We start from the raw sequence: 19321 nt of genomic DNA, 5'->3' as shown, positions 1-19321 counted from the left end.
CCACGTTGATCTAGGAGGCTGCGGCATGGTCAACCGGAGCAAGACTCATTCGTTGTCGCTCGTCGTCGTGGCCTATCTGGTTGCGGTAGGGGCCGGCGCTGCCTGGCTGCTCTGGGGGCCTTCGGCTACCGGCCGGCTGTGGCTGGACGCCCTCACCGCCGATGTGTTGGCCACCCTGGTGGTGTTCATCTTCAGCCGCGCCTATCGCAACTCCAGTTTCTACGACGCCTACTGGAGCGTGATCCCGCCGCTGCTGCTGGTGTATTGGTGGGCCGCGGGCCCGCTGGGCCTGGATTCGTTGCGCTGCTGGCTGCTGACCGTCGTCGTCATGTACTGGGCGATCCGGTTGACGGGCAACTGGGCCTACGGATTTCCCGGCCTGCATCACGAGGACTGGCGCTATCCGCTGTTGCGTGAGGGTGCCGGCCGGTGGGAGTTCTTCGCGGACCTGTTCGGCATCCACCTCGTTCCCACCCTCCAGGTGTTCCTGGGGATGCTGCCGGTGTACGTCGCGGTGACCGCGCCCGGCGTGGGCCTGGTGTGGTTGAGCTGGGTCGCCTTCGCCGTCGGTGTCGCGGCGGTGACGCTGGAACTGGTCGCCGATATCCAGATGCACCGGTTCGTCGCGGCCAAAGAGCCCGGCGCGGTGATGGACCGTGGCCTATGGGCGTGGTCGCGGCACCCGAATTACTTGGGGGAGATCGGGTTCTGGCTATCGCTGGCCCTGTTCGGGGTGGCTGCTTCGCCGGGTGACTGGTGGTGGCTGTTCGTCGGGGTAGCGGCGATGATCGCGATGTTCCTGGGTGCCAGCATCCCGTTGATGGAAAAGCGCAGCCTGCAACGGCGTCCGCAGTACCAGGACGTCATCGACCGGGTGCCGATGCTGTTTCCCCGCCCGCCACGAGAGGTCACCACATGAGCGACGCTGACGCTGGCGGAGCGAATCAACAGCGCATGAGCCGGCCCCGGGTCGTCATCGCAGGCTTGGGCGATAGCGGGGTGCTCACCGCGATCCGGCTGGCCCCGCACGCCGACATCGTCGGCATCTCGGTCAAGCCGGCCCTGGTCAGCGGTCAGGAACTCGGCGTCCGGCTGGCCCGGCCGAAAGACTGGGCGCGCGACAACTGGATCCCGTTCGAGAAGTTCCGTGCGCTCGACTCGGTGCGGACCGTGCAGGCCACCCTGACCGGCGTCGACCTCGAACACCACACCGTCTCCGCCACCGCCACCGACGGGTCACCGGTCGCCGAACCGTATGACGTGCTGGTCATCTCCACCGGCGTGAGCAACGGTTTCTGGCGCCGGCCGACCGTGCAGACCCCCGAGGAGATCGCCGCGGACCTGACCGCCGCCCACCGGCAGCTGGCCGCAGCGGGTTCGGTGATCGTCGTCGGTGGTGGGGCGGCCGCGGTCAGTGCTGCCGCCAACATCGCGACGGCCTGGCCGCGCACCCGGGTGGACCTGTACTTCCCGCACGACCGCGCGCTGGTCGAGCATCACCCGCGGACGTGGGAACGGGTGCAGCGCAAGCTGATCGGGCTCGGTGTCGGATTGCATCCCGGGTATCGCGCGGTGATTCCCGACGGGTTCGCCGGGGATGCGATCACCGACGAGCCGGTGGCGTGGAGCACTGGGCAGCCGCCGGCGTCGGCCGACGCGGTGCTCTGGGCGATCGGCCGGGTGCGGCCTAACACCGGGTGGCTGCCGCCCGAACTGCTCGACGACGACGGCTTCGTGAAGGTCACCCCGCAGCTGCGGCTGCCCGGCCATCACCGGATCTTCGCGATCGGCGACGTCGCGGCCACCGACCCGCTTCGGGCGTCGGCCCGGGCCAGGGCCGACGGCCTGCTGGCCCACAACATCCGTGCCGCGTTGGCCGACCGCCCGCTCAAGACCTACCGGCCACCCCGGCGGCGCTGGGGCTCGGTCCTGGGCATCCAGCCCGACGGCCTGGAAGTGTTCGCGCCCAACGGCAGTGCCTACACGTTCCCGGCCTGGTCGATCGACCGGGTGCTGCTGCCGTGGATCGTGCGCCGCGGCATCTACAAAGGGGTGCGGGAGAACCAGCCGCTGGCGTAGCCGTGGCGGTATGCCCGACCCGACGAGCAAGTATTTGCCCAGGATTCGTGCGCGGGGCCGGGACTACTGGCGCGATCAGCCGATGAACTGCGTAACCTGCATGATGCAGGTAGCTTTTTCCACCGAAGAGAACGGAGCCAACGTGAAGAAGTTTGCGACAACGCTGCTCGCCGTGGCGGCACTGTCGATGGGTTCACTCGTCACGGCCTCAGCGGCGCAGGCTGACTGCCGCGGGGTCTGCGGCCCTGGCGGTCCCGGCGGACCTGTTGTTGGCCCCGCGGGCCCGGTGGGTGTCGGCGGTGTCGTCGGCCCGGTCGGGGTGAACCCGATCGTGTACGCGATTCCGCCGGAGTACCCGCTGGCGCCCGCCTACATCGGTGAGCCACCTTGCTACACCCCAGACGGTCAGCCCTACTACACCCCGGTTGGCGAGCCGTGCCTGTGCTTCGCTCCCTCCGGCGCAGCGGTGCCCTGCTAGCTGCGGACTGACCCGCCGCCCTGCACCATCGCAACGGCCCGCTCCCCAGTGGGGGGCGGGCCGTTGTCGTGTCGACCGGCATCGAATGACCAAGGGCCGCAGCCTCATCGAGGCGAACGGGTGCGCCGAGCGCCGGCGCTGTCACACCGCACGGCGGTCCGCGGCCGAGAGGCGTGATCGGCCGGGAGGCCGCTGGTCCCGGCGGCGTTGTCGGCCGAACTGACAGCCCGGCGATCGACGGTAGGCTTTCGCCGTGGCGGTCTTCGGTCGGAACACGGCGCGCCGGCGCCTGAAGAGGGCGACGCAGCAAGCCCTCTCGGTGCCGACTTTCGACGCGCCCGCCGACTGCACACCGTGGGTCATCGGCGGACTGTGGCCCGCCGAGCTGGAGACCGTGACTCCGGCAACGGCGACGGTCGCCGAGTACCTGAAAAACGACCTGCAGCGCATCGCTGACTCCGCCAACGAACGACTGCGCGCCTTGCGCCGGGCCGGCATGTCCGAGGCCGCCCGCCGAGCCGAGGAAGCGCGGATCATCAATGTCGGGCGGGCATTTGCCGTGTTGCGGGTGGAATCAACGGTTCGGCACCTGCGTAGCGGAGGGCTGGGTTTCGGCACCGAGTCGCCGAGCCTGACCGCCGCACCGGTGCGCCGCCCCACCCTCGCAGACACCCAGGTGATCGACACGGTCGTCGAGGTCGAGGACGCCGTCCGGGAGGTCGGGGACAACGAGCGCACCGGGCCGCAGTCGGTCCAGGCCCCGGAACCGGCCGCGATCCGGCCCGCTGCACCTCCCGTCGTGCCCAGCGAACCCGAACCCGATGACCTGGGGCGCCCGCTGGCGTTCGTGGCGCGCCAGGAGCCCGGGTTGCGCTGGGCGATTGGTGAGCGCGCCGACGGGACGACCGTGCTAGTGACCGACCTTGCGTACGGCTGGATCCCGCCCGGCGTCGACCTGCCCGCCGGGGTCGGGCTGCTGCCCCCGGCCAGGCGGGTCGGCCGGGTGGCCGAACTGCTGGGTGACGTGGTTCGCTCGGCGGTGTATCACCCCGGTGACCCGTTCGGTGGCGTCCGGCACGAGCCGATGGCGGCCTCCCCAGACGGCCGCCAGCTGCCCTTGGTCGACGACCTCGGCTGGAAACTGGCCGAGGCTACCCATTGGCGGGATGGTTTGCCACGGATGGTGCACACGCTGGCCAAGGCGGGTGCGGCCCGCACCGGGGTGGTCGAGGCCGAGGTCGACGTCCTGCGGGTGCACAGCGACACCGCCCGCTACCAGCTGATGGCGCAGTATCCCGACATCGATCCGGCCACGCTGAGCAACTGTCTGCTGCTGGCCGCGACCGAGGCGATCGCCGTCGGCGACCTGCTCTCAGCCAACTACCACTTCGCTTGGTTTGAAGCGCTCGACGCCCCGCCGAGCAGCCAATGGGGCGCCGCGACGTGACTGGTGGGACGCACTGAGGTTGCTGGGGCGATCTGCGCTGCCATCGGTGCTGGGCAGTTTAAAGGTGAATTGACGCAGGTAGTGACGCTCGACATACTGGCAATGTGGCGGGGTCCGGCGGTGATCGCGAGCTTAGCGACAAGGATCTCGTCGACGCGGTCTTGCGGGAACTGAGCGAGGCGGCCGAGCGGTGGGAGGCGCTCGTAGCCCAAGCCGAGACCATCACCTACAGCGTCGACCTGGGGGACATTCACGCGGTGGCGAACTCCGACGGCAGGCTCATCGAACTCACGCTGCATCCCGCGGTCGTCACCGACTACAGCCATGGCGAGCTGACCGACCGGCTGAACTTGGCGTTCGAAGCGCTCCGCGAGGAGGCCGAAACCGACAACCAGGAGCGCTACGGAAGCGGGCTGCGGTGAACCCCGCCGCGGCCGTCGCCGAGTTGCTGGCGGGAGGACACCACCCGTGCCGCTGAACCTGTCGAATCGGGATCAGAACTCCGGACACCTGTTCTACAACCGCCGGTTGCGGGCCGCGATCACCCGGTTCTCGGTGCGGATGAAGCACGAATTCCTCACAGTGAACCCGGGTTTGGCCGGCCGGTTCAACCGCAAGCTGCGTTTCGAGTCCTACAGCCCCGATGAACTCGTCGAGATCGCTGTGCGGTATGGCGACCCACGGGCCACCGTGATCGAGCCGGCCGCGCGTGACGCGCTGAGCGCGGCGTGCCGCAAGTTGCGTGCCTACCTGGCGCCTGACGGGACCCACGGCATCGACCTGATGCAGAACGGCCGGTTTGCCCGCAACGTGGTCGAGCGAGCCGAACGCCTGCGGGATTCACGGGTGGCCGCCCAGAACCGGACGAATCGTGGGTCAGTGACCGTCGAGGACCTCGAGACGCTGCGGACCCAGGATGTGGTGGCGGCGGTCATGCATGCGTGCACCGAAAAGCATGTGCCGATAGAACTGTGAGTACCGCCGAGGGTAACGCGACGGCGGCTTAGCTGCGATTCGGCCGCCTTGGCGTTACTTTCGCGGTGACAACGCGGCCGCGGCCGCGCGGGCCAGATCCCCGGCGCTCTGGTAACGCTCAGGCGGATCCTTGGCCATCGCGGTGGCGACCACCTCGTCCATCGCCGGCGGCAGCCACGGCGCCCACTCGGTGGCCCGGGGGGCTGGGCGGTGCAGGTGGGCGCGCACCACCTCATCCTTGGATCCGGCGTTGAAGAACGGTGGCTTGCCGGTCAACAGCCGAAACAGCGAGCAGCCCAACGAGTACACATCCGCACGTCCGTCGACTTCCCTGCCGCGCAACATCTCCGGTGCCGCGTACGCCGCCGAGGTCAGTACCAGACCATCGTTGGCGAATGGCGGTACGCCGAAATCGGCGAGCAGAACACGCTCCGCCAGAAGGAAATTGGACGGCTTGACATCGCCATGGACCACGCCGTGCGCGTGCGCGTAGTCCAGGGCCTCGGCGATATCGGCGACGATCTGTACCGCACGCTCCGGCGGCATCCGCCCGGCCCGCAGCTCGGCGTCGGCGTCTCCGCCGGGCGCGTACCGCATGGCGAGCCAGCCCTGTCCCTCCGGCGTCTGCCCATGCCCATACACCGCAACGATATTCGGATGGTGAAGGGCCGGCGGTGTGGGGCATCCAGAGTTGAACACCTTCAGCGCGACCAGGCGGGCCGAGTCATGCGCCAGGTAAACGGTGCTCATACCACCGGTGCCGAGCACCGATCGGATCGCGTAGCCGGCGACGCTAGCGGGTGCCGGGTCCACGGTGGGGCATCGTGGCGAAGAAATGCGAGAGCACCGCCGCCACTTCGACGAAGGCGGCGCGGGTGGCTGCCGACATCTCGCTGGTGTTGTTGATGACCCCGCCGGGGCGCAGGCCCGGATCGAAGGGCACCTCCACCACCGCCTGCCGGCGTGACCGGAACTGGTCGGCGAGCACCCCGCGGGTGCGTTTGTCGGAGTGGCCGTCGGAATCGTTTAGCACGATCACCGAGCGTTGCATCAGGCCGGTCTTGCCGTGCGCGGCAAGCCATTCCATCGTCTGCGCGGCTGCAGAGGCACCGTCTGGCCACGGTGAGGACACCACGATCAGGGCGTCCATATCCCGCATCGCCTCCTGGGTGACCGGGGCGTCCATCGTCGAACCGCAGTCGACGATGGAAATGGTGAAGTGCCGGTCCAGGCGCATGGTGGCCTCGCGGTAGATCGCCGGATCCAGGATTCCGCGGCGGCTGCCGTTCTCGCCGGCCAGCACGAACAGGCCCGAGGAGTTGCTGCCCATTCGGGTGAGCACCTCGGCGAAGGATTGCAGGTTCTTGTTCTTGGCCAGCTCCCAGTAGGAGCCGTCCGCTCGCGGGTCGATCCGGCTGCCGAGGCGCCCGAACGCGGTGTCGGCGTCGACGGCGACCACCCGGTCACCGCGGCGCAGTTCGGCCAGCACGCAGCCGACGCTGGCGGCCACGGTCGTCTTGCCGACCCCGCCCTTGCCCAGCACACCGATCTTGTAGTGACCCCGCAACGGCGCGGCCACCATCGCCTCCATCGCTGCCACCCGCCGCTGCTGACGCGACGGGCCGGGATTGACCAGCCCGAACGTCGCCGCGTGGACGCCGCGGCGCCAGCCGTGGGTGGGCTTGGGTTTCACCGGCCGCGGAGGCGTCGGGACCGGTAGCGGGGGATACGGCATCGCAGCCGGGGGCGGCGGCGACGGGGGCACCACGACGCGGGGAATGCGCTCCGTCGGCGGCCCGGCGGGATACCCCGGGCCCTGGCGGTAGCGCTCGCGCAGGTGGTCGTCGCGGTCGGTCATCGTGTCCAGTATCGCTTCTCGCTCGAGATCGACGTTTTGGCGTGATCTACTCGCACTTTCTCACCCAACTGTTGGTTTGGGCGAGAAGGAGGGGGCCGGGACCCGGTCGTCTCTAAGAATCCGACGAGAGTTTTTCCACCCCCGCTCCCCGTGACCGGGGCTTCTGCCTGCCCAGGTTCGACGATGCCGAGCAAAGGCTGTGAAGCCGCCGGGCGGGGCACCTCGTCAGACCTACCGCGCCATGACCGTCGATCCCGTCGCGACACCGGCGCGGCAACAACGGATTCCGCAACTGCCCGGCCGGTAGGCCATCCCTTCCCGCACTGCGGCTGGGCAACCAAGTAAGCCTAGACTAAGTTGGCATGTCAGGCCCGGTTTGGCATATCGTTTTACGACTTGTTGACACCAGAGTGGGACCCCGTCCAGCGACGCACGGAGGAATCCCCTGACGGGGCGCGGCGAGGTCGATCGACCGCCGCGCGAAAAAGCTTGTGAAGGGTCAGGTGCGAATGCCCAGGAGTGTCGGGCTGTACAACCCCGCATATGAGCACGATTCGTGCGGCGTCGCCATGGTGGTCGACATCCAGGGACGGCGCAGCCGCGACATCGTCGACAAGGCGATCACCGCCCTGCTCAACCTCGAACACCGCGGCGCCGCGGGCGCCGAGCCCAACAGTGGTGACGGTGCGGGCATCCTGCTTCAGGTTCCCGATGCGTTCCTGCGCGCCGTGGTCGACTTCGACCTGCCCGCCGAGGGCTCCTACGCCACCGGCATCGCCTTCCTGCCGCAGTCGTCCCGCGACGCGGCCAGCGCCTGCGAGGCCGTCGAGAAGATCGTCGAGGCCGAGGGCCTGGCGGTCATCGGCTGGCGCGACGTCCCCACCGACGACTCCTCCCTGGGGGCGCTCGCCCGCGACGCCATGCCCACCTTCCGGCAGGTGTTCATCGGCGGTGCCTCGGGCATGGACCTGGAGCGCAAGGCCTACGTGATCCGCAAGCGCGCCGAACACGAGCTGGGCTCCAAGGGCCCCGGCCAGGACGGCCCCGGGCGCGAAACCGTCTACTTCCCAAGCCTTTCCGGCCAAACGTTCGTCTACAAGGGCATGCTGACCACCCCGCAGCTCAAGGCCTTCTACCTCGACCTGCAGGACGAGCGGCTCGAAAGTGCGCTGGGAATCGTGCATTCCCGGTTCTCCACCAACACCTTCCCGTCGTGGCCGCTGGCCCACCCGTTCCGCCGGGTCGCCCACAACGGCGAGATCAACACCGTCACCGGCAACGAGAACTGGATGCGCGCCCGCGAGGCGCTGATCAAGACCGACGCCTTCGGGACCGACGTCGACAAGATCTTCCCGGTCTGTACCCCGGGCGCCTCCGACACCGCCCGGTTCGACGAGGTGCTCGAACTGCTGCACCTGGGTGGGCGCAGCCTGGCCCACGCCGTGCTGATGATGATTCCGGAGGCCTGGGAGCGCCAGGAGTCGATGGATCCGGCGCGTCGGGCGTTCTACGAGTACCACTCCTCGCTGATGGAGCCGTGGGACGGTCCGGCGTCGGTGTGCTTCTCCGACGGCACCGTCGTGGGTGCGGTACTCGACCGCAACGGCCTTCGCCCGTCCCGGATCTGGGTGACCGACGACGGCCTGGTGGTGATGGCTTCCGAGGCCGGCGTCCTGGACCTGGATCCCGCCAAGGTGGTCAAACGGATGCGCCTGCAGCCGGGCCGGATGTTCCTGGTCGACACCGCCCAGGGCCGTATCGTCTCCGACGAGGAGATCAAGGCCGAGCTGGCCGCCGAGGAGCCCTACCAGGAGTGGCTCGACGCGGGCCTGTTCCGCCTCGAGGATCTGCCGCAAGGCCCCTACATCCGGATGCCGCACCACCGGGTGGTGCTGCGCCAGCAGGCCTTCGGTTACACCTACGAAGAGCTCAACCTGCTGGTGGCGCCGATGGCGCGCACCGGCGCCGAGCCGATCGGCTCGATGGGCACCGACACCCCGATCGCGGTGCTGTCGGCCCGGCCGCGGATGTTGTTCGACTACTTCCAGCAGCTCTTCGCCCAGGTGACCAATCCGCCGCTGGACGCCATCCGCGAAGAGGTCGTCACCAGCCTGAAGGGCACCGTTGGTCCGGAGGGCGACCTGCTCAACCCGACCCCGGAGTCGTGTCACCAGGTCGTGCTCCCGCAACCGATCCTGCGTAACCACGAGCTGGCCAAGCTGATCAACCTCAACCCCGACGACGAGATCCACGGTCGCAAGCACGGCATGCGCTCGGCCGTCATCCGCTGCCTGTATCCGGTCGCCAAGGGCGGCGAGGGATTGCGCCGGGCGTTGGACGACATCCGCGACGCGGCGTCGAAGGCCATCGCCGGCGGCGCGCAGCTGCTGGTCATCTCCGACCGGGAATCGAACGAGAGCCTGGCGCCGATCCCGTCGCTGCTGGCGGTCTCGGCCATCCACCACCATCTTGTCCGCACCCGAACCCGCACCCAGGTGGGTCTGGTCGTGGAGGCTGGTGACGCCCGCGAGGTGCACCATATGGCGGCGCTGGTGAGCTTCGGTGCCGCGGCCATCAACCCCTACATGGCGTTCGAGTCGATCAGCGACATGATCGATCGCGGCGTTCTTGGCGGCTCCGCCGCCGGGGGCGTAATCGAGGGCATCGACCGCGAGAAGGCACTGCAGAACTACATCAAGGCCGCCGGCAAGGGCGTGCTGAAGGTGATGTCCAAGATGGGCATCTCCACCCTGGCCTCCTATACCGGTGCCCAGCTGTTCCAGGCCATCGGCATCTCTCAGCGGGTGCTCGACGAGTACTTCACCGGCCTGAACTGTCCGGTGGGCGGCATCGACCTCGACGACATCGCCGCCGACGTCGCCACCCGCCACCAGCTGGCCTACCTGGACCGCCCCGACGAGCGCGCGCACCGTGAGCTGGAGGTCGGCGGCGAGTACCAGTGGCGCCGTGAGGGCGAGTACCACCTGTTCAATCCGGACACGGTGTTCAAGCTGCAGCACTCAACTCGTACCGGGCAGTACTCGATCTTCAAGGAGTACACCAAGCTGGTCGACGACCAGAGCGAGCGGATGGCGTCGCTGCGCGGCCTGCTGAAGTTCAAGGACCCCAAAGAGGGCGGACGCCAGGCTATTTCCATCGACGAGGTGGAACCGGTCAGCGAGATCGTCAAGCGGTTCTCCACCGGCGCGATGAGCTACGGGTCGATCTCGGCCGAGGCGCACGAGACGCTGGCCATCGCGATGAACCGCCTTGGCGCACGGTCGAACTCGGGTGAGGGTGGCGAGGCCACCAGTCGCTTCGAGCATGATCCCAACGGCGACTGGCGGCGCAGCGCGATCAAGCAGGTCGCCTCCGGCCGGTTCGGTGTCACGTCGCACTACCTGACCAACTGTACCGACATCCAGATCAAGATGGCCCAGGGCGCCAAACCCGGTGAGGGCGGGCAGCTTCCGGGTCACAAGGTCTACCCGTGGGTGGCCGAGGTTCGGCATTCCACCCCCGGTGTCGGCTTGATCTCGCCGCCGCCGCACCACGACATCTACTCGATCGAGGATCTGGCGCAGCTGATCCACGACCTGAAGAACGCCAACCCGCAGGCCCGAGTGCACGTCAAGCTGGTCTCCGAAAATGGCGTGGGAACGGTGGCCGCCGGCGTTTCCAAAGCCCACGCCGACGTCGTCCTGATCTCCGGGCACGACGGCGGCACCGGCGCCACCCCCCTGACGTCGATGAAGCACGCCGGCGCGCCGTGGGAGCTGGGGCTGGCCGAAACGCAGCAGACGCTGCTGCTCAACGGGCTTCGGGACCGGATCGTGGTTCAGGTCGACGGGCAGCTCAAGACCGGCCGCGACGTCGTCGTCGCCGCGCTGCTGGGCGCCGAGGAGTTCGGCTTCGCCACCGCGCCGCTGGTGGTGTCGGGCTGCATCATGATGCGGGTCTGCCACCTCGACACCTGCCCGGTGGGCGTGGCCACCCAGAACCCGCTGCTGCGGGAGCGCTTCACCGGCAAGCCGGAGTTCGTGGAGAACTTCTTCACGTTCATTGCCGAAGAGGTGCGCGAGCTGATGGCCCAGCTGGGCTTCCGCACCGTCAACGAGATGGTCGGTCAGGTCAGCGCGTTGGACACCGCGCAGGCCGCCGAGCACTGGAAGGCTCACAAGCTGGATCTGACTCCGGTTCTGCACGAGCCGGATTCGGCGTTCATGAACCAGGACCTGTACTGCAGCTCACGCCAAGACCACGGCCTGGACAAGGCGCTGGACCAGCAGCTGATCGTGATGAGCCGCGAGGCGCTGGACTCCGGCACGCCGGTGCGCTTCGCCACCACGATCGCCAACACCAACCGCACCGTCGGCACCATGTTGGGCCACGAGTTGACCAAAGCCTATGGCGCCAACGGTCTTCCGGACGGAACCATCGACATCACCTTCGATGGTTCGGCGGGCAACAGCTTCGGTGCATTCGTGCCCAAGGGCGTCACCTTGCGGGTTTACGGCGATGCCAACGACTATGTCGGCAAGGGGCTTTCAGGCGGGCGGATCGTGCTGCGGCCCTCGGACAACGCCCCGGCCAGCTATGTGGCCGAGGACAACATCATCGGCGGCAACGTCATCCTGTTCGGCGCCACCAGTGGCAGCGCCTTCATCCGCGGCACGGTCGGTGAGCGCTTCGCGGTGCGGAACTCCGGCGCCCACGCGGTGGTCGAGGGCGTCGGCGACCACGGCTGTGAGTACATGACGGGCGGCCGGGTGGTCATCCTCGGCGAGACCGGGCGCAACTTCGCCGCGGGTATGTCGGGGGGCATCGCCTACGTCTATGACCCCGACGGAAAGCTGCCGTCGAACCTCAACACGGAAATGGTGGACATCGACGAGTTCGACGACGCCGACACCGAATGGCTGCGCGACATCATCGGGGCGCATGTAGATGCCACCGATTCGGTTGTGGGCCAGCGGATCTTGGCTGACTGGCCGGAACAGGTAGGGAACTTCGTGAAAGTGATGCCACGCGACTACAAGTCGGTGCTGCGGGCGATCGCCGATGCCGAAGCGGCCGGCGAGGACGTCGGCAAGGCGATCATGGCGGCCGCTCATGGCTGACCCGACCGGCTTCCTGAAGTACACCCACCGTGAGACGCCGGTGCGCCGGCCGGTGGAACTGCGCCTGCGGGACTGGAAAGAGGTCTACGAAGACTTCTCTCAGGTCACCCTGGAGCACCAGGCCGCACGCTGTATGGACTGCGGAATCCCGTTCTGCCACAACGGTTGCCCGCTGGGCAATTTGATCCCGGAGTGGAATGACCTGGTGTACCGGGATCGGTGGCGCGACGCCATCGAGCGGCTGCACGCCACCAACAATTTCCCGGAGTTCACCGGCCGGTTGTGCCCGGCGCCGTGTGAAGCCTCCTGTGTGCTCGGCATCAACCAGGATCCGGTGACCATCAAGCAGGTCGAGGTCGAGATCATCGACAACGCCTTCGACGAAGGCTGGGTCGTCCCGATGCCGCCGCACGTCATCACCGGCAAGAAGGTGGCCGTCGTCGGCTCCGGACCCGCCGGCCTAGCGGCCGCCCAGCAGCTGACCCGCGCCGGCCACGAGGTGACCGTGTTCGAGCGGGCTGACCGCATCGGCGGTCTGCTGCGCTACGGCATCCCCGAGTTCAAGATGGAGAAGCGCCACATCGACCGGCGGCTGACCCAGATGGAGGCCGAGGGAACCAAGTTCCGTGCCGGCGTCAATGTGGGTGTGGACCTCACCGCCGATCAGTTGCGCGCCGACTACGACGCGGTAGTGCTGGCCGGCGGTGCTACCGCCGCGCGTGACCTGCCGATCCCCGGCCGTCAGTTCGAGGGCGTCTACCAGGCCATGGAATATCTGCCGTGGGCCAACAAGGTGCAGCAGGGCGACCTGGTGGTCGACGAGAACGGTCAGCCGCCGATCACCGCCAAGGGCAAGAAGGTGATCATCATCGGTGGTGGTGACACCGGTGCCGACTGCCTGGGCACCGCGCACCGCCAGGGGGCGGTCAGTGTTCACCAGTTCGAGATCATGCCGCGCCCGCCAGAGACCCGGGCCGACTCCACCCCGTGGCCGACCTACCCGCTGATGTTCCGGGTGTCCTCGGCGCACGAAGAGGGCGGCGAACGCGTCTTCTCGGTGAATACCGAGAAGTTCCTCGGCCATGAGGGCAAGGTCACCGGGCTGCGGGCCCACGAGGTGGCGATGAAGGACGGCAAGTTCGAGAAGGTGGACGGCACCGACTTCGAACTCGAGGCCGACCTGGTGTTGCTGGCGATGGGCTTCGTCGGGCCCGAACGACCGGGTCTGCTCACCGATCTGGGCGTGGAGCTCAACGAGCGCGGTAACGTCTCTCGCGGCAAGGACTTCGACACCTCGGTGCCGGGGGTCTTCGTCGCCGGTGACATGGGCCGTGGCCAGTCGCTGATCGTCTGGGCGATCGCCGAGGGCCGGGCCGCCGCCGCGGGTGTCGACCGCTACCTGATGGGCCATTCGGCGCTGCCGGCGCCGATCAAGCCGACCGCGGCGCCCCAACGCTGAACCTGGAGCGCCACCCCACGCGCCACTTTGGTCACACCAGAATCATCGGACCATTTCGCGGCGCGCCTGTTGTCGTTTGAGGTGTGATCTGTGTCTAATTGCTGGAGCGGGTGCTGCGGTAACGTGGCCCTCCGGTTAGACCGAGACCGACCACAGGAGTGATCCTTGTGTACCTCAACCCGATATCTCGTTCGCGGGTCGGGCGTATAGCCTGGTTGTTCATCCGCCGTCCGCTCAAGAGTCGAGACTTCCCGGCAAAGCACGAGCGGCTGATCACCCCCGCCGAACTCCTGCACTACGGTTTCTAGCAACGCTTTCCGATAGCAGTTGACGCAGGCGTTATTTTGCCGGGTGCGCCGTTGCCGGCATGTGGCCTCAATCGGCCGGGCGCCACAGCCCGGAATCACGGATCGCCTCGGCCAGGGGTTCGAGCACCGCGGGGTCGTGCGGGGTCGGCAGATACACGATCGCGAGGTCCAGACCTTCGGCGCCCAGCGCGATGGAATCCTCGATCACGCCGCGGTAGCCGCGGTCCGGTTCGAGACGCACATGCGCCGACAACATAATTTCCTTCGGGTCCCGGCCGACGTCGGCGCAGTGCGCCTTGAGCACGTCGCGCTTACGGGCGAATTCCTCGGGTGTACCGCCGACGAAGTTCCAGTGGTCGGCGTACTTGGCGGTGATCCGTAGGGTCCGCTTCTCACCGCTGCCGCCGATGCAGATCGGGGGGTGTGGTCGTTGCGGGCCCTTGGGCTCGTTGCGCGCGGCCTTCAGCTGGTAGTACTGGCCGTCGAAGTCGGTGGTGTCCTGGCTGAGCAGGCCGATGATGACCTGACAGGCCTCCTCGAAACGGTCGAAGCGCTCGGTGATGCTGCCCAGCTCGATGCCATAGGCCCCGGATTCCTCTTCGTTCCAGCCGGCGCCGATGCCGAGCTCGAGGCGCCCGCCGGAGATGATGTCGAGCGCGGCCGCCATGTTGGCCAGCACCGCGGGGTGCCGATAGTGGATGCCCGTCACCAGGGTGCCCAGCCGCAGCCGGTTCGTCGCCTGGGCCAGTGCCGTCAGTGTGGTCCAGCCCTCCAGACAGGGGCCGCTGGGATCGGAGAAGATCGGATAGAAATGGTCGAATGTCCAACCGGAGTGGTAGACGTCGATGTCGTCAGCAGCCCGCCAGACGGCAAGCATGTCGGCCCAGGTGGTGTTCTGCGGGGAGGTCTTGAAAGCGAATCGCACTAGGCCGATCGTAGTCCGATCGAGGCGGCAGCGAGCGGTCGCAGATCACGCTCACCGGCGGGGGCAGGATGGCGCCGCAGTGCGGTGGCCAGCACGTGGACGAGCAGCCCTTGCAGGAGGCCGAGAACCAACATCGGCCACACCGCGCCAGCCAGTAGTGCCGGGCCGATCGCGAAGTCGGGCGTCGACCGCTGGCTTACGCGTGACCGGGCGGCGAATGCCACGGCCCCGCCGGTGACCAGCGCCGCGACGCAGAGGTAGAGGATCACCCACTGGAGAGTCGACATGCTGGGTTGATACCCGCCTCGGCTAAGGATTAACCGCCGGGTTCACGTGGGTGCGGGCGTGGGCGATCGCCTCGTCCAGGGAGTCCATCAGATGGTTCTCGTGACGCAGCGCTTCGACGATGCCCATGTTGGCGAGCAGGCTCATGTGCTCGGGCTGAACGCCTTTGATGATGACGGTGATGCCGCGGGATTCGAGGTCCTCGGCGAGCTCGGCCAGCGTGTGTGCGCCGGTGGCGTCGAGCATGCCGAGCTGTGACATCCGGATGATCACCACCGACACGTCCGGGTGGGTGGTGATCGCATTCGAAATGCGTTCGGAGGCACCGAAGAACATGGCACCGTCCAGGCGCACCAAAGCGATCCGCTCGTCGCCGGGCTGGTGTGGGCCGGGCAGGTCCTCCCGCACCGCGCTGCTGCGCCGCGCGACCGTCCGCAGGGCGAAGAACGCCGCGAACAGGATGCCGATCTCTACCGCCTCGATCAGGTCGAAACACACGGTGACGACGGCGGTCAGCACGAACGTGAGTGCATCAGAGCGTGTCGAGTGCATGATCTTGCGAACGGTGCCGACCGAGATCATCCGGAACGAGGTCACCATCAGCACACCGGCCAAGGCGGACAACGGAATTGCCGAAACCGGGCCCGTCGCCAGGTAGACCACGGCGAGCAGCAGCAGCGAGTGCACAATCGCCGCGACCCGGGTGCGTGCCCCGGAGCGGACGTTGACCGCGGTGCGGGCGATCGCACCGGTGGCCGGCATGCCGCCGAAGAGTCCGGAGGCCACCGAGGCCAGGCCCTGGCCGACCAGTTCGCGGTCGGGGTCATACGGCCCGGTCGGTGACATGGTGGCGGCCACCCGCGCCGAGAGCAGGGATTCGATGGCGGCCAGCGCGGCGATGGCCAGCGCGGCCCCGATCAACGTACGCAACGCGCCGAGGTCGGCATGCGGCAACAGCGGCGCCGGCAGGTGCGACGGCAGGGTTCCGATGCTCGCCACCGGGATGTGCAGGCCCACCACGATCAGCGTTGCGGTGACCACGGCGGTCAGCGATTCGGGGATGCCGCGGTGCAGCCGCGGCAGCCCCAGCATGAGCACGGCGATGAAGCCGACGATGAACAGGGTGCGCCACGCCGAGGACCAGTCGGCGTGGGTGACGACGGTCCACGCCGCCGGCATGGTGCGCTGACCGGGCGGGGCGGTGACGCCGAATGCGGCGGGAACCTGCTGGAGGAAGATGATGGCGGCGATGCCGAGGGTGAATCCCTCGATCACCGGCCACGGGATGAAGGTCACCGCGCGCCCCAGACCGGTGACGCCCGCTGCCACCACGATCACCCCGGCCACCACGGTGACGACCGCGATGCTGCCGATGCCGTGCTGGGCCACGATCGGGGCCAGCACCACCGCCATGGCGCCCGTGGGGCCGGACACCTGGACATGGGAACCGCCGAACACCGCCGCAACCAGGCCCGCGACCACGGCCGTGATCAGCCCGGCTGCGGCACCGACGCCGGAACTGATGCCGAACGCCAGCGCCAGCGGCAATGCCACCACGCCCACGGTGACGCCGGCGAGGATGTCGCGCCGCCAGGATCGCGGCAGCTCGGCGTAGTCGCGGCGGTTCGGCAACAGCCGGGAGATCTGGCCGGCCGCCCTGGCGATCACCGTGGATCCCCGACCGGCGGCAGCGCGTCGAACGCCGCGAGCCGGTGCTGCTGGGCCTTGAGGGTGTCGGCCAGGAAGCTGCGCGCAATGACCAGCAGGTCCCGGATCGAGGGGTGGGCCAGCTCGTAGTAGACCGCGTTGCCGATCCGCTCGGCCTGGACCACCTGGTGGCGCTTGAGCACCGCGAGATGCTGGGAGAGCAGGGTCGGCTCGATGTCGGTGGCGGCGAGGATCTCACTGACTGGGGTGGGCTGGGCGCTGGTCGACAAGATCTCCAGCACGCGGATCCGGGCCGGATGGGCGAGCGCCTTGAACAGGTTCGCCTTGATCTCGTAGAGCGGCCGCTCGCTGCCGCTGGGCACGTTGGTGGGCACCACGGTCCTCGAATTGAGTAATTGATGGATTGAACGAATTCGCAATCAGGGTATCGGAGATCGGGTGACGTCGACAAATCCCGAGGACCGGCCCGCGGGCACACTGGAGTCATGGACCCGGTAGCCGCGCTGCGTGAGATCGCGTACTTCAAGGACCGCGCGCGCGAGGATTCCCGCCGCGTGATGGCCTACCGCAAGGCCGCCGACATCGTCGAGGCGCTCGACGAAGCGACCCGCGATCGCCACGGCCGCGCCAACAGCTGGCAGTCACTGCCCGGCATCGGCCCCAAGACCGCCACCGTCATCGCCCAGGCCTGGGCCGGCCGCGATCCCGACGTGCTGATCGAATTACGCAGCACTGCAGAAGATCTCGGCGGCGGCGAGGTTCGTGCTGCATTGCGCGGGGATCTGCACCTGCACTCCAACTGGTCCGACGGCTCCGCCCCGATCCGCGAGATGCTGGCCACCGCGGCCGCGCTGGGCCACGAGTACTGCGCCTTGACCGACCACTCGCCGCGGCTGAGGATTGCCAACGGCCTGTCCGCCGACCGGCTGCGCCGCCAGCTCGACGTCATCGACGAACTGCGCGAGGACCTGGCGCCGTTTCGGATCCTCACCGGCATCGAGGTCGACATCCTCGACGACGGCACCCTGGACCAGGACCCCGACCTGCTCGGGAGGCTCGACATCGTGGTCGCCAGCGTGCACTCGAAGCTGTCGATGGACTCGGCGTCGATGACGCGACGGATGGTCCGCGCGGTCAGCAACGCGCGGGTCAACGTGCTGGGCCACTGCACCGGCCGGCTGGTGACCGGCAGCCGCGGGATCCGCCCGGAATCCGCGTTCGACGCCGAGCAGGTGTTCACCGCCTGCCGGGACAACAACACCGCCGTCGAGATCAACTCGCGTCCCGAACGCCGGGATCCGCCCACCCGGCTGCTCGACCTGGCGATGCAGATCGGTTGCGTCTTCTCCATCGACACCGACGCGCACGCGCCCGGGCAGCTCGACTTCCTCGGCTACGGCGCCCAGCGTGCGCTCGACGGCGGTATCCCCGTCGAGCGGGTCGTCAACACCTGGCCGGCCGAGGATCTGGTGGGCTGGGCCGCCGGCTAGTCAGGAGCCGGGCGTCAGTCCGGCAGGTGCGGCATCTCCAGGCCGGGATCCCGGCCGACCAGCACGCCACGGGTCAACGCGGCGGTGCCGTAGCGGCGGCGCACATGGTCGACCGCCGCGTCCAGGTTGACCGCGTCGGCCCGGCCGCCGTCGAGGGGTAGTTCCAGTTGCTGGGCCCCGTCCCGGTCGATGTTGGTGACGGCGAACCCGACCAGCGTGATGCCTCGCTCGGCGATCAGCGGTGCAGCAGCAGCGACCAAGTCACGCGCGGCGGCAAGGATCGGGGCGGTGGACCCGGTGGCCCTGGCCATGGTGTGCGAGCGTGTGACGCGGGTGAAGTCCTCGAACCGCAAGCGCAGCACCACTGTTCGGCCGGTGCGCTGGGCCGAGCGCATCCGGCGGGTGATGCGGTCGACGAGTCCGATGACGACGGCGTCGAGTTCGGCGGGGCTGGGCCGCTGACGCCCCAACGCGCGCTGTGCGCCCACCGAGCGACGGCGCTGCCCGGTCTGCACCCGGCGCCGGTCGATATTGCGCGACAGGCAGTACAGCTGGCGGCCCATCGCCCCGCCGACCAATGCGGCCAGCATCGATTCGCTCAGCTCGGCGACCTCGGCGACGGTCTCGATGCCGTGCGAGTGCAACTTCTCGGCGGTCTTGGCGCCGACGCCCCACAGCCGGCGCACCGGCAACGGATGCAGGAATTCCAGCTCCCGCTCGGGCGGTACCAGCAATAGACCGTCGGGTTTGGCTTCCTGGCTGGCCACCTTGGCCAGGAACTTGGTGCGCGCGATGCCGACAGTGATCGGGAGTCCGACCCGGTCTCGCACCTGCTCACGAAGCCGGGCTGCGATCGCGACCGGCGTCCCCGATATCCGGTGCAGGCCCGCGACGTCGAGGAAGGCCTCGTCCACCGAGAGCGGTTCGACCAGCGGGGTGGTGTCCCGGAATACCTCGAATACGTCGTCGCTGGCCCGGCTGTAGGCCGACATCCGCGGCGGGACGACCACCGCGGCTGGGCAGAGCTGGCGCGCCTGCCGCCCGCCCATGGCGGTGCGCACGCCGTAGGCCTTGGCCTCGTAGCTGGCGGCCAGCACGACGCCGCCGCCGACGATGACCGGGCGCCCGCGCAGCGTCGGGTCATCGCGCTGCTCGACCGAGGCGTAGAACGAGTCGAGGTCAGCGTGCAGGATGGTCGCCCCGTCGGACACGAACGCATGTTCGCACGC

General features: G+C 68.4%; 15 protein-coding genes and 2 pseudogenes. 10 read left to right on the top strand and 7 right to left on the bottom strand.

The window, feature by feature from the left end; all coding sequences use genetic code 11:
- Window positions 1-25 precede the first annotated feature (25 nt).
- The 7 genes and pseudogenes from ADBZ9K_RS22240 to ADBZ9K_RS22210 form a co-directional block, all read left to right on the top strand.
- On the top strand, window positions 26-919 hold the full coding sequence (locus ADBZ9K_RS22240) for a DUF1295 domain-containing protein (RefSeq protein WP_526624381.1): 894 nt from the start codon (window positions 26-28) through the stop codon (window positions 917-919).
- 35 nt (window positions 920-954) lie between these two features.
- Entirely contained in the window at window positions 955-2079 is a 1125-nt protein-coding gene (locus tag ADBZ9K_RS22235) for an FAD-dependent oxidoreductase (RefSeq protein ID WP_526625577.1), read from the top strand.
- A gap of 142 nt (window positions 2080-2221) precedes the next feature.
- The gene (locus ADBZ9K_RS22230) at window positions 2222-2557 is read left to right on the top strand and encodes a hypothetical protein (RefSeq protein WP_526624379.1); all 336 of its coding nucleotides are present in this window, start codon (window positions 2222-2224) and stop codon (window positions 2555-2557) included.
- Window positions 2558-2810: 253 nt separating this feature from the next.
- Window positions 2811-4004 carry a DUF5631 domain-containing protein gene (locus ADBZ9K_RS22225; protein WP_526624377.1) on the top strand — a complete coding sequence of 398 codons (1194 nt, stop codon included), beginning with the start codon at window positions 2811-2813 and terminating at the stop codon, window positions 4002-4004.
- A gap of 104 nt (window positions 4005-4108) precedes the next feature.
- The gene (locus tag ADBZ9K_RS22220; RefSeq protein ID WP_526624376.1) at window positions 4109-4426 is read left to right on the top strand and encodes a DUF2710 family protein; all 318 of its coding nucleotides are present in this window, start codon (window positions 4109-4111) and stop codon (window positions 4424-4426) included.
- A gap of 46 nt (window positions 4427-4472) precedes the next feature.
- A pseudogene (locus ADBZ9K_RS22215) lies at window positions 4473-4577 on the top strand (hypothetical protein); the annotation flags it as partial.
- Window positions 4575-4979 (top strand): annotated as a pseudogene (locus ADBZ9K_RS22210) (P-loop NTPase family protein); the annotation flags it as partial. The pseudogenes ADBZ9K_RS22215 and ADBZ9K_RS22210, both read left to right, overlap by 3 nt.
- A 54-nt stretch (window positions 4980-5033) precedes the next feature.
- Here the strand turns inward: ADBZ9K_RS22210 and ADBZ9K_RS22205 are convergent.
- On the bottom strand, window positions 5034-5792 hold the full coding sequence (locus ADBZ9K_RS22205) for a serine/threonine-protein kinase (RefSeq protein WP_526624374.1): 759 nt from the start codon (window positions 5790-5792) through the stop codon (window positions 5034-5036).
- Window positions 5773-6837 (bottom strand): MinD/ParA family ATP-binding protein, encoded by a 1065-nt coding sequence (locus ADBZ9K_RS22200; protein ID WP_526624372.1) that lies wholly within the window; start codon window positions 6835-6837, stop codon window positions 5773-5775. Before ADBZ9K_RS22200 ends, ADBZ9K_RS22205 begins: the two co-directional genes overlap by 20 nt.
- Window positions 6838-7346: 509 nt before the next feature.
- Between ADBZ9K_RS22200 and gltB the strand changes: the two genes are divergently transcribed.
- Window positions 7347-11957 carry a glutamate synthase large subunit gene (gene gltB, locus ADBZ9K_RS22195; protein ID WP_526624370.1) on the top strand — a complete coding sequence of 1537 codons (4611 nt, stop codon included), beginning with the start codon at window positions 7347-7349 and terminating at the stop codon, window positions 11955-11957.
- Window positions 11950-13416, top strand: a complete 1467-nt coding sequence (gene gltD, locus ADBZ9K_RS22190) for a glutamate synthase small subunit (RefSeq protein WP_526624368.1) — start codon at window positions 11950-11952, stop codon at window positions 13414-13416. Before gltB ends, gltD begins: the two co-directional genes overlap by 8 nt.
- Window positions 13417-13791: 375 nt before the next feature.
- On the opposite strand, the gene ADBZ9K_RS22185 is transcribed toward gltD, so the two are convergent.
- From ADBZ9K_RS22185 to ADBZ9K_RS22170, 4 genes are read right to left on the bottom strand one after another with little or no spacing between them, the layout of a single operon-like run.
- On the bottom strand, window positions 13792-14649 hold the full coding sequence (locus tag ADBZ9K_RS22185) for an LLM class F420-dependent oxidoreductase (protein WP_526624366.1): 858 nt from the start codon (window positions 14647-14649) through the stop codon (window positions 13792-13794).
- A complete protein-coding gene (locus tag ADBZ9K_RS22180; RefSeq protein ID WP_526624365.1) occupies window positions 14649-14936 on the bottom strand; it encodes a hypothetical protein in 288 nt (95 codons plus the stop codon). Before ADBZ9K_RS22180 ends, ADBZ9K_RS22185 begins: the two co-directional genes overlap by 1 nt.
- A gap of 22 nt (window positions 14937-14958) precedes the next feature.
- Window positions 14959-16602: a SulP family inorganic anion transporter gene (locus ADBZ9K_RS22175; protein WP_526624363.1), complete on the bottom strand. Its 1644-nt coding sequence runs from the start codon at window positions 16600-16602 to the stop codon at window positions 14959-14961.
- Complete coding sequence (locus tag ADBZ9K_RS22170) at window positions 16599-16976, bottom strand: ArsR/SmtB family transcription factor (protein WP_526624361.1); 378 nt, start codon at window positions 16974-16976, stop codon at window positions 16599-16601. The genes ADBZ9K_RS22175 and ADBZ9K_RS22170 overlap by 4 nt, the downstream gene beginning before the upstream one ends.
- A 111-nt stretch (window positions 16977-17087) precedes the next feature.
- On the opposite strand from ADBZ9K_RS22170, the gene ADBZ9K_RS22165 reads away from it, so the two are divergent.
- Window positions 17088-18092, top strand: a complete 1005-nt coding sequence (locus ADBZ9K_RS22165) for a PHP domain-containing protein (protein WP_526624359.1) — start codon at window positions 17088-17090, stop codon at window positions 18090-18092.
- A 14-nt stretch (window positions 18093-18106) separates the two neighbouring features.
- On the opposite strand, the gene dinB is transcribed toward ADBZ9K_RS22165, so the two are convergent.
- Window positions 18107-19303, bottom strand: coding sequence for a DNA polymerase IV (dinB, locus tag ADBZ9K_RS22160; protein WP_526624358.1), 1197 nt, complete (start codon window positions 19301-19303; stop codon window positions 18107-18109).
- Window positions 19304-19321: the final 18 nt, after the last annotated feature.

It is taken from the genome of Mycobacterium sp. (genome assembly GCF_965229265.1).
Lineage (GTDB): Bacteria > Actinomycetota > Actinomycetes > Mycobacteriales > Mycobacteriaceae > Mycobacterium.
The sequence above is the reverse complement of the archived record's forward strand: the minus strand, read 5'-3'. Positions and strand labels throughout refer to the sequence as shown.

Excerpts from the sequence above, each read along its gene's own strand:
- ADBZ9K_RS22240 (WP_526624381.1), top strand. The coding sequence starts at position 26 with ATGGTCAACCGGAGCAAGACTCATTCGTTGTCGCTCGTCGTCGTGGCC.
- ADBZ9K_RS22235 (WP_526625577.1), top strand. The coding sequence starts at position 955 with ATGAGCCGGCCCCGGGTCGTCATCGCAGGCTTGGGCGATAGCGGGGTG.
- ADBZ9K_RS22200 (WP_526624372.1), bottom strand. The coding sequence starts at position 6,837 with ATGACCGACCGCGACGACCACCTGCGCGAGCGCTACCGCCAGGGCCCG.
- gltB (WP_526624370.1), top strand. The coding sequence starts at position 7,347 with ATGCCCAGGAGTGTCGGGCTGTACAACCCCGCATATGAGCACGATTCG.
- gltD (WP_526624368.1), top strand. The coding sequence starts at position 11,950 with ATGGCTGACCCGACCGGCTTCCTGAAGTACACCCACCGTGAGACGCCG.
- ADBZ9K_RS22180 (WP_526624365.1), bottom strand. The coding sequence starts at position 14,936 with ATGTCGACTCTCCAGTGGGTGATCCTCTACCTCTGCGTCGCGGCGCTG.
- ADBZ9K_RS22165 (WP_526624359.1), top strand. The coding sequence starts at position 17,088 with ATGGACCCGGTAGCCGCGCTGCGTGAGATCGCGTACTTCAAGGACCGC.